At 66.0% G+C, this 12,076-nt stretch carries 10 protein-coding genes; 3 read left to right on the top strand and 7 right to left on the bottom strand.

Translation table 11 applies throughout. From position 1 onward, the window contains the following. Nucleotides 1-2: 2 nt before the first annotated feature. The 5 genes from ACM6JT_RS35440 to ACM6JT_RS35420 form a co-directional block, all read right to left on the bottom strand. Nucleotides 3-941 carry a glycosyltransferase family 2 protein gene (locus ACM6JT_RS35440; protein ID WP_414858225.1) on the bottom strand — a complete coding sequence of 313 codons (939 nt, stop codon included), beginning with the start codon at nt 939-941 and terminating at the stop codon, nt 3-5. Between the two features lie 10 nt (nt 942-951). Further along, on the bottom strand, nt 952-2,553 hold the full coding sequence (locus ACM6JT_RS35435; RefSeq protein WP_243565640.1) for a DHA2 family efflux MFS transporter permease subunit: 1,602 nt from the start codon (nt 2,551-2,553) through the stop codon (nt 952-954). Beyond that, nucleotides 2,550-3,833 (bottom strand): glycosyltransferase, encoded by a 1,284-nt coding sequence (locus ACM6JT_RS35430; RefSeq protein WP_414858224.1) that lies wholly within the window; start codon nt 3,831-3,833, stop codon nt 2,550-2,552. Before ACM6JT_RS35430 ends, ACM6JT_RS35435 begins: the two co-directional genes overlap by 4 nt. A gap of 16 nt (nt 3,834-3,849) precedes the next feature. Next, on the bottom strand, nt 3,850-4,419 hold the full coding sequence (locus tag ACM6JT_RS35425; RefSeq protein WP_034180761.1) for a methyltransferase family protein: 570 nt from the start codon (nt 4,417-4,419) through the stop codon (nt 3,850-3,852). Nucleotides 4,420-4,486: 67 nt separating this feature from the next. After that, on the bottom strand, nt 4,487-5,389 hold the full coding sequence (locus tag ACM6JT_RS35420) for an alpha/beta fold hydrolase (protein ID WP_105391717.1): 903 nt from the start codon (nt 5,387-5,389) through the stop codon (nt 4,487-4,489). Between the two features lie 721 nt (nt 5,390-6,110). Here ACM6JT_RS35420 and betI point away from each other — a divergent pair. From betI to betA, 3 genes are read left to right on the top strand one after another with little or no spacing between them, the layout of a single operon-like run. Then, a complete protein-coding gene (gene betI / locus ACM6JT_RS35415) occupies nt 6,111-6,695 on the top strand; it encodes a transcriptional regulator BetI (protein ID WP_034180763.1) in 585 nt (194 codons plus the stop codon). Between the two features lie 31 nt (nt 6,696-6,726). Then, nucleotides 6,727-8,196 (top strand): betaine-aldehyde dehydrogenase, encoded by a 1,470-nt coding sequence (gene betB / locus ACM6JT_RS35410; protein WP_414858223.1) that lies wholly within the window; start codon nt 6,727-6,729, stop codon nt 8,194-8,196. Nucleotides 8,197-8,210: 14 nt separating this feature from the next. Continuing rightward, nucleotides 8,211-9,911 (top strand): choline dehydrogenase, encoded by a 1,701-nt coding sequence (betA, locus tag ACM6JT_RS35405; RefSeq protein ID WP_034180765.1) that lies wholly within the window; start codon nt 8,211-8,213, stop codon nt 9,909-9,911. 210 nt (nt 9,912-10,121) lie between these two features. Here the strand turns inward: betA and ACM6JT_RS35400 are convergent, their stop codons facing one another. Both ACM6JT_RS35400 and ACM6JT_RS35395 read right to left on the bottom strand, forming a co-directional pair. Then, nucleotides 10,122-11,408: a type II toxin-antitoxin system HipA family toxin gene (locus ACM6JT_RS35400; protein WP_414858222.1), complete on the bottom strand. Its 1,287-nt coding sequence runs from the start codon at nt 11,406-11,408 to the stop codon at nt 10,122-10,124. Beyond that, entirely contained in the window at nt 11,401-11,715 is a 315-nt protein-coding gene (locus tag ACM6JT_RS35395) for a helix-turn-helix domain-containing protein (RefSeq protein ID WP_347814854.1), read from the bottom strand. Before ACM6JT_RS35395 ends, ACM6JT_RS35400 begins: the two co-directional genes overlap by 8 nt. Nucleotides 11,716-12,076 lie beyond the last annotated feature (361 nt).

Raw genomic sequence — 12,076 nt, 5'->3', positions numbered from 1 at the left:
CCTCATCCCTGCTGAATGCGCTGCGCGCGTGCGGCCAGCCGCGGCCGCGTGCGTTCGAGCGGACCGAGCCGGCCGAACAAGCCATCGGCGACACCGAACAGGATGCCGGCGAGCTTCGCGCGCTTGTCGCGCTCGACGAGCGCGATCTGCACGACCTGCCACACGGTCAGCAGGTTCGGCACGATCGCCACCGGAAAGCGCAGCCCGTACTGCATCCCGAGCTGCACCGCATTGCGCGCGCTGTAGTAGCGCCGTTGCCACGAATGATTCATCGACGTCATTTCAAAAGGGCCGATCGCATGACGCTGCTTCGCGCCGATCCGGTGCGGCAGCACCAGCGACGGCACGACATAGAGCGGCACGTTGCGCGACAGTGCGCGGAAGCTGTATTCGGTATCGACGTGATCGATGAACAGCGTCTCGTCGAACCGGCCGAGCACGTCGAACGCGTCGCGCGATACGACGCAGCCCGACGAGATCAGGAACGCGCAGCGCTGCATCGGTGCACCCGGCTCGATGCGCAGGCGGCGCAGCCCGATCCCGTTGGTCGAGAGTTCGGGCAGGAAGCTGCGCGCGTTCTCGTCGAAGATGCGCGGGCCGGCCAGGAATGCACGCCCCGCGAGCCCCGCGCAGACATCGCGCATCGCCGGGAAATACGCGGCCGGCACCGACGAATCCTGGTCGAACAGCGCGACCGCATCGATGCGGTCGCGAAACAGCGCCGCGAGCCCCGCGTTGTATGCGCCCGCGATCCCGCCGCGGTTGCCGTGATGCAGCAGCGCGATGCCTTCGCGCGCGCACAGGTCGCGCGCCCGCGCATCGGGCTGCGGCGTGTTGTCGACGACGAGCAACGCGTCGCATGCGTGCCGCCACGCGCCAAGCGCTTCGAGCTGCGCATCGCTCGGGTAATACAGGATCACGAGTGCGCCGAGTGTCGTCATGTTCGTCTCCTCAATGCCCGAAGGACGCCGCCGCGCCGCGCTTCGGCCGCGTCAGCCACATCATCGCGGCGAGCACGAGGCAGGTCATGCTCGCCATCCAGAACATGTCGTTCGTCGCCATCATGTAAGCCTGCTGCATCACGACCTGGTGCAGCGTCGTCAGCTCGCGCACGCCGTCCACGCCCATCGCGTTCAGCGTGTGCACGAAGCGCTGCGTGTTCGCCGACGCATGCGTGACGGATTGCGACACGACGTCGTAGTGATAGGTCGCACGGTTGTCCCACAGCGTCACGCTCATCGCGGTGCCGAACGCGGCCGACAGCGTGCGCAGGAAGTTCGACAGGCTCGACGCAGCGGCGAGCCGGTCGTCCGGAATCCGCGACAGCGTCGCGGCGGTCAGCGGAATGAAGAAGCACGGCAGCCCGATCCCCTGGATCAGGCCGGGCGCGGCGATCTGCGCGAACGTCATCTTCAGCGTGAAATGCGCGTCCCACGCGAGCACGGCCGCGAACACGAGGAAGCCGAACGTCGCGAGCACGCGCGCGTCGAAGCGGTGCGCATGCAGCCCGACGAGGATCGAGAACACGAGCGCGAGCACGCCGAGCGATGCCGTGGCGAGCCCGGCGTGAAACGCGTTGTAGCCCATCACGGCCTGCATCCACAGCGGGAACACGACGCCGACCACCGAGAAGCTCATCATCCCGAGCGAGATGATCAGCACGCAGAACGAGAACGTGCGGTCGCGAAACAGGCCGAGATCGACGACGGGGTGCGCTTCACCCGCCTCCCAGATCAGCAGCGACACGATCGCGAGCGCCGCGACCACCGCGAGCGTGACGATCAGCGGCGAATCGAACCAGCCGCGATCGTGGCCGAGATCGAGCATCGCCTGCAGCGAGCCGACGCCGATCACCAGCAGCACGATGCCCGGCACGTCGATCGGGCCGGCCGCGCCGCGCTGCGCGTCGGGGCGCAGCATCGCGGTGCACACCGCGAACGAGAACAACCCGATCGGCAAATTGATCAGGAAGATCCACGGCCACGAGAAGTTGTCGACGATCCAGCCGCCGACCACCGGCCCGAAGATCGGCGCAAGCAGCACCGTCATCGCCCACAGCGCGAGCGCGATCGTGCGCTTGTCCGGCGGGAACGTGCGCAGCAGGATCGTCTGCGACAGCGGCACCATCGGCCCCGAGCACAGCCCTTGCAGCGCGCGGCAGATCACCAGCACATGCAGGTCACGCGCGAGCCCGCACAGCAGCGACGTCAGCGTGAACAGCAGCACCGCGCCGACGAACAGCCGCAATTCGCCGACGCGGCGCGCGAGCCAGCCGGTCAGCGGCACCGCGATCGCGGCCGCGACCGAATACGAGCTGATCACCCACGTGCCCTGGCTGTTCGATACGCCGAGACTGCCGGAAATCGCCGGCACCGCGACGTTCGTCACGGTTGAGTCGAGCACCTCGATGAAGGTCGCGAGCGACAGCGCGAACGTCAGCAGCGCGAGCCGGATGCCGCGCACCGGCTGCGCGGCCGGCGCTGGCGCCAGGGCCGGCGCGTCGAATGCGGACGGCGCGCCGGGCGCATCGCGAAGCGGCGACGCGGTGCTCATGCGCCGGCCACCGCGACATCGGCCCGCGCGGTCGCCCGCCCGCGCTTCGGCGCGAACCGTTCGATGAAATCGGCGGCCGCATCACAGCCGTCCGGTGCGGCGGCGAGCAGCGCACGCGCGCGCTCCGCATGCACCGCGAATGCGGGTTCGTCCAGCACGTGCGCCAGCGCCGCGCCGAGACGCGCGCCGTCGACGGGACCGTCGACGCGCACGCCGCAGCCGCTCACCGCGACGCGTTGCGCGTTGTCGAACTGGTCGTGCGCGAACGGCGTCACGACCTGCACGATCCCGGCCTCGTACGCGAGCGCCGCGGTGCCGATCCCGCCGTGATGCACGAGCGCGCGGCAACGCGGCAGCAGCGTGCGCATCGGCACGAAGCGGCGCACGAGCAACCGGTTGCCGTCCGGCGCGGTATCGTGCGGCGTCAACAGGATCCCGCGCGCGCCCGTCGCGCGCAGCGCGTCCGCCACCGCGCGCGCATACGTCGCGTGATCGACGAGCGTCGAGCCGGCCGTGAACACGACCGGTGGCTCGCCGGCCGCAAGAAACGCATCGAGTTCCGCATCTTCGTCAGGCGCCGCGATGTCGTTGAACAACGGAAAACCGCTTTGCAGATGATTCGACGGCCAGTCGGGCTGCGGCGGCGCGAACCAGCCGGGAAACAGGCACAGCACGCCGTCGGTCGAATGCAGCCAGCGGCCGAGCACGCGCCGCGCGGGCGCGAGCCCGAGTTCGCGGCGCACCGCGTCGAGCGCGGGGCCGCATACGCGGTCGAGCACCTGCCGCTCGATCAGCGTCATCAGCGCCGCCTTCACCGGCAGCGGCCAGCGCGCGGGAATCGTCAGGCGCGGGTGCGTCGGCGGTGCATGCGCGGACAGCAGCGTCGACGGCGACACCTGCACCGACACGTAAGGCGTGCCGTGCAGCTCCTGCATGAAGCGCGCGGAGAACGCCCACAGCGTGCCGACGAGCACCGTATCGTCGTCGGTCAGCGCATGCAGCGCGTCGTAATGCGGGCGCAGCATCGGCGCGATCACCTGCCACAGCGTGCGGAACGACGTGCGCGGATCCCACAGCGCGGGGTTCGCCATCGCGGCCTCGTATTCGGCCGCAGTGCCGACCGGCACGAATGCGAAACCGCAACGGCGCACGGCCGCCTCGAACGGCGCGTGCGTGCAGAACACGACGGCGTGACCGCGCGCCGCGAGCGTGCGCGCGACGCCGAGCAACGGATGCACGTCGCCCGCCGAGCCGATCGCGGTCACGATCATCTTCGCCATCGCGCGCCTCGCGGTATCAGTAGAAACCGGGAATCAGCGCCGCGACCTCGCGGCGGTACTGCGTGTACGCCGACCCGAAATACCCGGTCAGCCAGCTCTCCTCGACGCGCACCTTGTACGCAAGCGACGCGAACACGAGCAGCACGCCGATCGCGCCGCGCCATTCGCCGCCGATCAGCGCGGCGCCGACGAGCGCGAGCAGGCAGCCCGTGTAGATCGGGTGACGCACGAGCGCGTACGGCCCCGTGCGCACGAGTTCGTGGTCTTCCTTCAGCGTGACCGACACGCTCCAGTTCGTACCGAGATGCAGCCGCGCCCACACCGAGAACAGCAGGCCCGCGACCAGCACCGCGAGCCCGCACTGTGCCTGCAGGCCGAAGCGCTGCCAGTCCGGCACGAGCGCCTGCCAGGACGGATCGGGCAGGATGATCAGCGCGCCGCCGACGATCAGCGGAATCGACTGCAGCGTGCGCGAGCGCGACGCTTCCTTGCGCACGGTCGTCTTCACGCCCTGCGACGTGGCGATCCAGTACGCGAGCCATGCGGCCCAGGGAACGACGATGGCGATGGTCTGAACGATATTCACGGCTGGCCTGCCTCGTTGGGATGGGAATTCGGGTGCGCGGGCCGGGCCCGCGGCACGACGTGCGGCGTCACGACGACAGCGCGTGCAGCGGCGCGGGCACGCACGCATGCGCGGCGGCGTGCGCGATGCCGGCCGCGACGGGCGACCCGTCGCAGAAGAAGTCGAGCAGCGCCGCACGCGTGTGTTCGCGCTGCGCGCGGCCTTCGATGTCGAGGAAATGGCCGGCGTCCGGCACCGTCGCGAACCGCGCGCGCGACACGTGCGCACCGAGCTGGCGAACATCGGCCGGCGTCGTGTATTCGTCGCGCTCGCCGTTCAGGAACAGCAGCTCGCAGCCGATGTTCGAGAATTCGCTGAAGTAGCGCTCGGGCTGCAGCGACAGGATCTGGTCGACGTGGAACGCGACCTGGTCCTGCTCGTCGCGCGGCAGGCGCGTGAGATACCGGTAGTTGTACAGCTTCATGATGCGCGGCAGGTAGCGGCCGACGGTGTCGTTCAGCAGCTGCGCGGCCTTCAGGTTCTCGCCGGCCGCGATGTGATCGCGTGCGCGCGTCACGTAGTCGACCATCGCGTCGTTCAGGAACGGCGAGAACGAGCAGATCGCCGCGCGCCGCACGCTCGGGCAGCCGCGCGCGAGCGCGAACAGCGATGCGACGCCGCCCCACGACACCGACACGAGGAATGCCGGCGCGAAGCGCTCGACCAGATGCTGGAGGATCGCGGCTTCGTCGTCCTTGGTCAGGATGAAGCAGCCCGGATTGTGCTGGCGCGACTGCCCCGCGTACGGCAGGTCGAAGCAGATCGTGTTCATCCGCTCGCCCAGATACTGGACGGTCTGCCCGAACGACGCGGTCGTCGCGAGCGCGCCGTTGACGAGCATCGCAGTGTCGAACGCCGGGTCGAACACGTTCCGTTCGACGTAGACCTTCAGACCATTCGGCAGCGGGACCACGTGTTTTTCGGTCGGCATCGTCGTTCTCCGGTGGATGCGGCGTCTCGACGTCGCGGCATGCTGCAGGTGCGCAATGGCGGGTGCCGGCCCTGGCGCGACCTGTCGCCGCGCCCATTGCCGACGCACCGCGGCAAATACCGGCGGCGCCCATTCATTCCTCGTAGTGCGGCGCCATACTAATACGGACAATATTACTGACTCAAGTCACTCCAACGATTCCCTCTATTCGCCCCGGGAATACATCGGATTCAAATTTTTTTATCAATTTATATGGTATGAGGGATCGCCACAAAAGCACTGGCAATCGTTTGCGAGGCATCCTCTCCGGCGAAAATTAATCGTATATTTTCCTTCAAATTCAATACGATACGTCATTTAAATCGACTGATTTAAACGGATTTCCGGAATTTGCCTATCTTCACCATCCGCACCCGCCATTCCACATCGTGAAGAATATTACAGGCATCCATACTCTTTCGTTTTGTAATAGAAACGCTACTGGAAATTTTCCGGTGCATTGCACCATCTTTTCACAAACCGTTTTAAACAAACTCCAGCTTAATTAACCTTCTTTCAATTCGTTTTTCCGCATTCGCACATCGCGGCAAGCGATCGATCCGTCCCCCTGCAGAACACCCTGCCATCGTCAGACCCCGATTTTTTGTTGATTGATCGTTCAATAAAAAACCGCTAAGCTCTCGACTTCCATGGATGGCCCGTCCGGGCGAAGGGAGTCGCGATGCCGAAAGTCGGAATGCGGGAGATACGCCGCGCACAGTTGATCGACGCCACGCTGCGTTCGATCGACGAAGCGGGCCTGCCCGGCACGACGCTCGCATCGGTCGCACAACGCGCGAAGATCTCGACGGGCATCGTCAGCCACTACTTCGGCGACAAGGACGGCCTGCTCGAAGCGACGATGCGGCACGTGCTGCGCGACCTGTGGTCGGCCACCACGCGCCGCCGCGCGGCGGCGCGCAAGGATCCGCGTTCGCGGCTGCGTGCAGTCGTCGCCGCGAACTTCGACGAGACGCAGGTCAGCGCGCCCGTGATGAAGACGTGGCTCGCGTTCTGGTCGCAGAGCATGCACGACCCGATGCTCAAGCGCCTGCAGCACGTCAATACGCGGCGCCTCCATTCGAACCTGTGCGCGGAATTCGCGAAGGCGTTGCCGCGCACGAAGGCGCGCGAAGCCGCCAGCGGCCTCGCCGCGCTGATCGACGGCCTGTGGCTGCGCGGCGCGCTCGCCGGCGGCCCCATCGACACCCGGGCGACGCTGAAGCTCGCCCACGATTACATCGACCTGCTGCTCGCGTCCGACTGACGCGCACACAGTCGCCCTCAAGGAGATCCTCATGTCCGTATTCGGTTTGCAGCGCCTCTACATCGGCGGCGGTTACGTCGACGCCACGAGCGGCAAGACTTTCGACACCTTCGATCCCGCCACCGGCGAACTGCTCGCGCAGGTGCAGCAGGCGAGCGCGGCCGACGTCGACCGCGCGGTTGCGTCCGCGCAGGAAGGCCAGCGCGAATGGGCCGCGATGACCGCGATGCAGCGCTCGCGCATCCTGCGCCGCGCGGTCGACCTGCTGCGCGAGCGCAACGACGAGCTCGCGGCGCTGGAAACGCGCGACACCGGCAAGCCGATCGGCGAGACGCTCGCGGTCGACATCGTCACCGGCGCGGACGTGATCGAGTATTACGCGGGCCTCGCGACCGCGATCGAAGGGCTGCAGGTGCCGCTACGCGCCGATTCGTTCGTCTACACGCGCCGTGAACCGCTCGGCGTGTGCGCGGGCATCGGCGCATGGAACTACCCGATCCAGATCGCGTGCTGGAAGACGGCGCCCGCGCTCGCGGCCGGCAACGCGATGGTGTTCAAGCCGAGCGAAGTCACGCCGCTGACCGCGCTGAAGCTCGCGGAAATCTATACGGAAGCCGGCGTGCCGGCCGGCGTGTTCAACGTCGTGCAGGGCGACGGTTCCGTCGGCGCGCTGCTCACGGGCCACCCTGACATCGCGAAGGTGTCGTTCACGGGCGGCGTCGAGACGGGCAAGAAGGTGATGTCGCTGGCCGGCGCATCGTCGCTGAAGGAAGTGACGATGGAACTCGGCGGCAAGTCGCCGCTGATCGTGTTCGACGATGCGGACCTCGACCGCGCGGCCGACATCGCGGTGACCGCCAACTTCTTCAGCTCGGGCCAGGTCTGCACGAACGGCACGCGCGTGTTCGTGCACCGCTCGATCAAGGACGCGTTTACGCAGCGCGTGCTCGAACGCGTGAAGCGCATCCGCGTCGGCAAGCCGACCGATGCCGATACCAACTTCGGCCCGCTCGTGTCGGCCGCGCAGCTCGACAAGGTGCTCGGCTTCATCGAAAGCGGCAAGACCGAAGGCGCGAAGCTGCTGGCAGGCGGCACGCGCCTGACCGACGGCCACTTCGGCAGCGGCCAGTACGTCGCGCCGACGGTGTTCGGCGATTGCCGCGACGACATGAAGATCGTTCGCGAGGAAATCTTCGGGCCGGTGATGAGCATCCTCGATTTCGAATCGGAGGACGAAGTAATCGCTCGCGCGAACGACACGCACTACGGCCTCGCGGCCGGCGTCGTGACCGAGAACCTGTCGCGCGCGCACCGCACGATCCATCGCCTGGAAGCCGGCATCTGCTGGATCAACACATGGGGCGAATCGCCGGCCGAAATGCCGGTTGGCGGATACAAGCAATCCGGTGTCGGACGCGAGAACGGCATCACGACGCTCGAGCACTACACTCGGATCAAGTCGGTGCAGGTCGAGCTCGGCCGCTATAACCCGGTGTTTTAAGGAGATTGACCGTCATGACGACACGCGAATACGACTACATCATCTGCGGCGCAGGTTCCGCGGGCAACGTGCTCGCAACGCGCCTGACGGAAGATCCGGACGTCACGGTGCTGCTGCTCGAAGCGGGCGGCCCCGACTACCGCTTCGACTTCCGCACGCAGATGCCGGCCGCCCTCGCCTATCCGCTGCAGGGCCGCCGCTACAACTGGGCGTACGAGACCGACCCCGAGCCGCACATGGACAACCGCCGGATGGAATGCGGCCGCGGCAAGGGGCTCGGCGGCTCGTCGCTGATCAACGGCATGTGCTACATCCGCGGCAACGCGCTCGACTACGACAACTGGTCGACGCACAAGGGCCTCGAGAACTGGACGTATCTCGACTGCCTGCCGTACTTCAAGAAAGCCGAGACGCGCGACGTCGGCCCGAACGACTATCACGGCGGCAGCGGCCCCGTGTCGGTCACCACCAGCAAGCCGGGCGTGAACCCGCTGTTCGAGGCGATGGTCGACGCGGGCGTGCAGGCCGGTTATCCGCGCACCGACGACCTGAACGGCTATCAGCAGGAAGGCTTCGGCCCGATGGACCGCACCGTCACGCCGCGCGGCCGCCGTGCGAGCACCGCGCGCGGTTATCTCGACCAGGCGCGTGCGCGGCCGAACCTCGAGATCGTCACGCACGCGCTCGCCGACCGCATCCTGTTCGACGGCAAGCGCGCATCGGGCGTCACGTACCTGCGCGGCAGCGAGCGCGCGACCGCGCATGCGCGCCGCGAAGTGCTCGTGTGCAGCGGCGCGATCGCATCGCCGCAACTGCTGCAGCGCTCGGGCGTCGGCCCCGGCGCGTGGCTGAAGGAACTCGACATTCCCGTCGTGCTCGACCTGCCCGGTGTCGGCCAGAACCTGCAGGACCACCTGGAGATGTACATCCAGTACGAGTGCAAGGAGCCCGTGTCGCTGTACCCGGCGCTCAAGTGGTGGAACCAGCCGAAGATCGGCCTCGAATGGATGCTGAACGGCACCGGCCTCGGCGCGAGCAACCACTTCGAGGCGGGCGGCTTCATCCGCACGCGCGACGACGATCCCTGGCCGAACATCCAGTATCACTTCCTGCCGGTGGCGATCAACTACAACGGCTCGAACGCGATCGAGATGCACGGCTTCCAGGCGCACGTCGGCTCGATGCGCTCGCCGAGCCGCGGCCGCGTGAAACTGCGCTCGCGCGATCCGAACCAGCATCCGAGCATCCTGTTCAACTACATGGCCGAAGCGCTCGACTGGCGCGAGTTCCGCGATGCGATCCGCGCGACGCGCGAGATCATGCGGCAGCCCGCGCTCGACCGCTATCGCGGCCGCGAGCTGAACCCGGGCGCCGACTGCAAGAGCGACAAGGAGCTCGACACGTTCGTGCGTGCTCGTGCGGAGACCGCGTTCCATCCGTCGTGCTCGTGCAAGATGGGTTACGACGACATGGCGGTGGTCGACGAAGAGGGTCGCGTGCACGGGCTGGAAGGCCTGCGCGTCGTCGATGCATCGATCATGCCGATCATCACGACCGGCAACCTGAACGCGCCGACGATCATGATCGCGGAAAAGATCGCCGACAAGATTCGTGGGAAGCAGCCGCTCGCGCGCGTCGACGTGCCTTACTTCGTCGCGAACGGCGCGCTCGCGCGCGATGTCGCGAAGGCCGTGAGGCAGCCGGAGACGGTTTGACGACGGCGGGCGTGCTGCCCGCTCATCGGCATACTGACGAAACGCCGCCGGCAGTGATGGTTGGCGGCGTTTTCGTTTCTTTTACGGTGACTTGCGCGGAAGCGAGTTCCCGACTTGCAGCCATGTGATCACATCGGCCGGATGAGTTCGCGGGCGCACGCGTTTTGAACGGCTGGAGGACTTCTGAACCGTTCGCCGGCCGGTTCATCTTCACCGGTGAGCGCGGCCCGCGGGACCCTGGCGTAGCAGGGCAACGTTCTCGTTGATGCGGCCTTGGATCGTGCGCAAGGTATCTCGAGTAATAATCCGCGGGTACATGTTCTCGGCCATGTCCGAGAATTGGCTGGCCACTTCGCAAATGCCGTCAATCATTCTGCCGGCAACGGCCTGGGGCACTTCGGCTTCCTCGGCAAGCCGAAGCATGTGCGCGCGGGAAATCTCCAGTGCCTCACCCATCACGTCCATTTGGTGATATCCACCGGGTCCCTCGCAGAAGGTCACGTCGTAGGCCGGCGCCAGTCTCCACTGACCATTTGGCGCCATGACGTAGGAGAAGTTCTTGGGATGGTCGTCTCGGTTGTTGAACGCGACGTTGAAGACGGCGCGCTCGAAGGCCCTCCCCATCTCTCGCACGTCGTTGGTACAGATCTGGGTCGCCCGCAAGAAGTTGAAGTAGTCCAACGACCCCGCAATCCGGTAATCGGCCCCCGTAAACGCCGCGAGACTCTGCATGGGGACGCGCAATCCATCATGCCGATCAAAGCGCTTGCTGGCGAACGCCGCCAGCCCATTGGGCAAACCGAAGTACTGCGTGTCCGGGGTCTCGATGCCACATCTGCGCAGACATTCGGCGTAGACCATCTCGATGGCGCACACCTCGGCATGCTCTTCTCCGCCCGGGAACTTGACCAGCCAGGCGTCGAAGCCCGGCGTGACGGCCGTGGTAAGCCCACCGGTTTGCGGATCGCGATAGACCAGGGCCTTGGGCCTTGCACCTTGGGGCGAGCCGCCCACCAGCAGCAACGTCTGCAGGAACTCACTACCTTCACCATGGAGCACTTCCTGCACTTCGGCAGCAAGCCGTTCCAGCGGGATGTGGACGTCCGGCGCCTCTCCTTCGGGTGCGACGGGTTCAAACGTCATGGCCCCCATCGCGTTGCTACCGATATAGGCCAACCGCTCCAGGGCGCCAATGCGGGCCGTGTTGAGTCCACGGCGCCTGAACATACGGTCCATCAGCAGCATGCCCCACCCGTCTGGCAAGGCGTCATAGACAGGCCCCGGAAGTTGCAACTGATGGCCTGGGAAATCTCGCCGCAACTGAGGGCCCTCCAGCGGCAGCGTGTACGAAGACAGCTCCAGGCCCCTTTGCCGGGCCTCGTTGCTGTACTCGAACACGATCAGTGGGCGACCGGTCAGGGCTGTCGTGGAGACCAGCGTGCCCCAATGCCATCGCTCCCCCCAGCCCTCGTAGAAGACATTCACTTGCTCAGGCATTGCTGGACTTCCTCCTTGTACGGAGGCGCTTGGCTGTTTTCTCGTAGCGCAGAATGTCCTCGATGCTGTCCAGCTTTGGCTGGAACAGACCTTCGAACTCCTTGATTCGGCCGAGCGCCATCGCCACCCGGACCACGGCCTCGAAGCCGACATTGCGCCCGGCCTCCAGGTTGGACACGGTGTTGGCCCCAATGCCGGCACGCCCGGCCAGATCCGACTGAGTCATGCCCAGAGCCAAACGCTCTGTGCGCAAGCGATCGCAGAGGCGCTTGACGACCTCACTCGGTTTGCTAAAGCTTAAATCCAACATAGTGTGTATCTACCCCCTTCTATGCCAGTTAGCACCCAAAATTATAGAATTAACGTCACCTTGGCTCAAGAGGCGTAATTCCTAAATTTCACGCCTTATCGGTAAAATTACGACAATAACCACAATATAATGGAGTTAAGCAGCTCCACGCCAAAGAAGCGGCCGATCAGACCGCTCCGGCTGCGCGGACTATCCGGGGCAGTGCGGAGGTCGGATCCCATGTTGCACGAGTGCACGGGATGGGTGAACCGGATCGTGTACTTCGTCGGTTCGCTCATGCCGCTGGCACCTTCGAAGGCAAAGATGTCCGCGAGCGCGGCGCTCTTCGCCTAAGGCATGCCCAGACTGCAGGACTGGT

The sequence above is a fragment of the Burkholderia sp. IT-111MI5 genome (genome assembly GCF_949752865.1).
Taxonomy (GTDB): Bacteria; Pseudomonadota; Gammaproteobacteria; order Burkholderiales; family Burkholderiaceae; genus Burkholderia; species Burkholderia pyrrocinia_C.
The sequence above is the reverse complement of the archived record's forward strand: the minus strand, read 5'-3'. Positions and strand labels throughout refer to the sequence as shown.

What these genes read in the sequence shown, in the direction of transcription:
- ACM6JT_RS35440 (WP_414858225.1), bottom strand. Translation starts at nt 941, where the DNA reads ATGACGACACTCGGCGCACTCGTGATCCTGTATTACCCGAGCGATGCG.
- betA (WP_034180765.1), top strand. Translation starts at nt 8,211, where the DNA reads ATGACGACACGCGAATACGACTACATCATCTGCGGCGCAGGTTCCGCG.
- betB (WP_414858223.1), top strand. Translation starts at nt 6,727, where the DNA reads ATGTCCGTATTCGGTTTGCAGCGCCTCTACATCGGCGGCGGTTACGTC.
- ACM6JT_RS35435 (WP_243565640.1), bottom strand. Translation starts at nt 2,553, where the DNA reads ATGAGCACCGCGTCGCCGCTTCGCGATGCGCCCGGCGCGCCGTCCGCA.
- ACM6JT_RS35430 (WP_414858224.1), bottom strand. Translation starts at nt 3,833, where the DNA reads ATGGCGAAGATGATCGTGACCGCGATCGGCTCGGCGGGCGACGTGCAT.
- betI (WP_034180763.1), top strand. Translation starts at nt 6,111, where the DNA reads ATGCCGAAAGTCGGAATGCGGGAGATACGCCGCGCACAGTTGATCGAC.
- ACM6JT_RS35420 (WP_105391717.1), bottom strand. Translation starts at nt 5,389, where the DNA reads ATGCCGACCGAAAAACACGTGGTCCCGCTGCCGAATGGTCTGAAGGTC.
- ACM6JT_RS35400 (WP_414858222.1), bottom strand. Translation starts at nt 11,408, where the DNA reads ATGCCTGAGCAAGTGAATGTCTTCTACGAGGGCTGGGGGGAGCGATGG.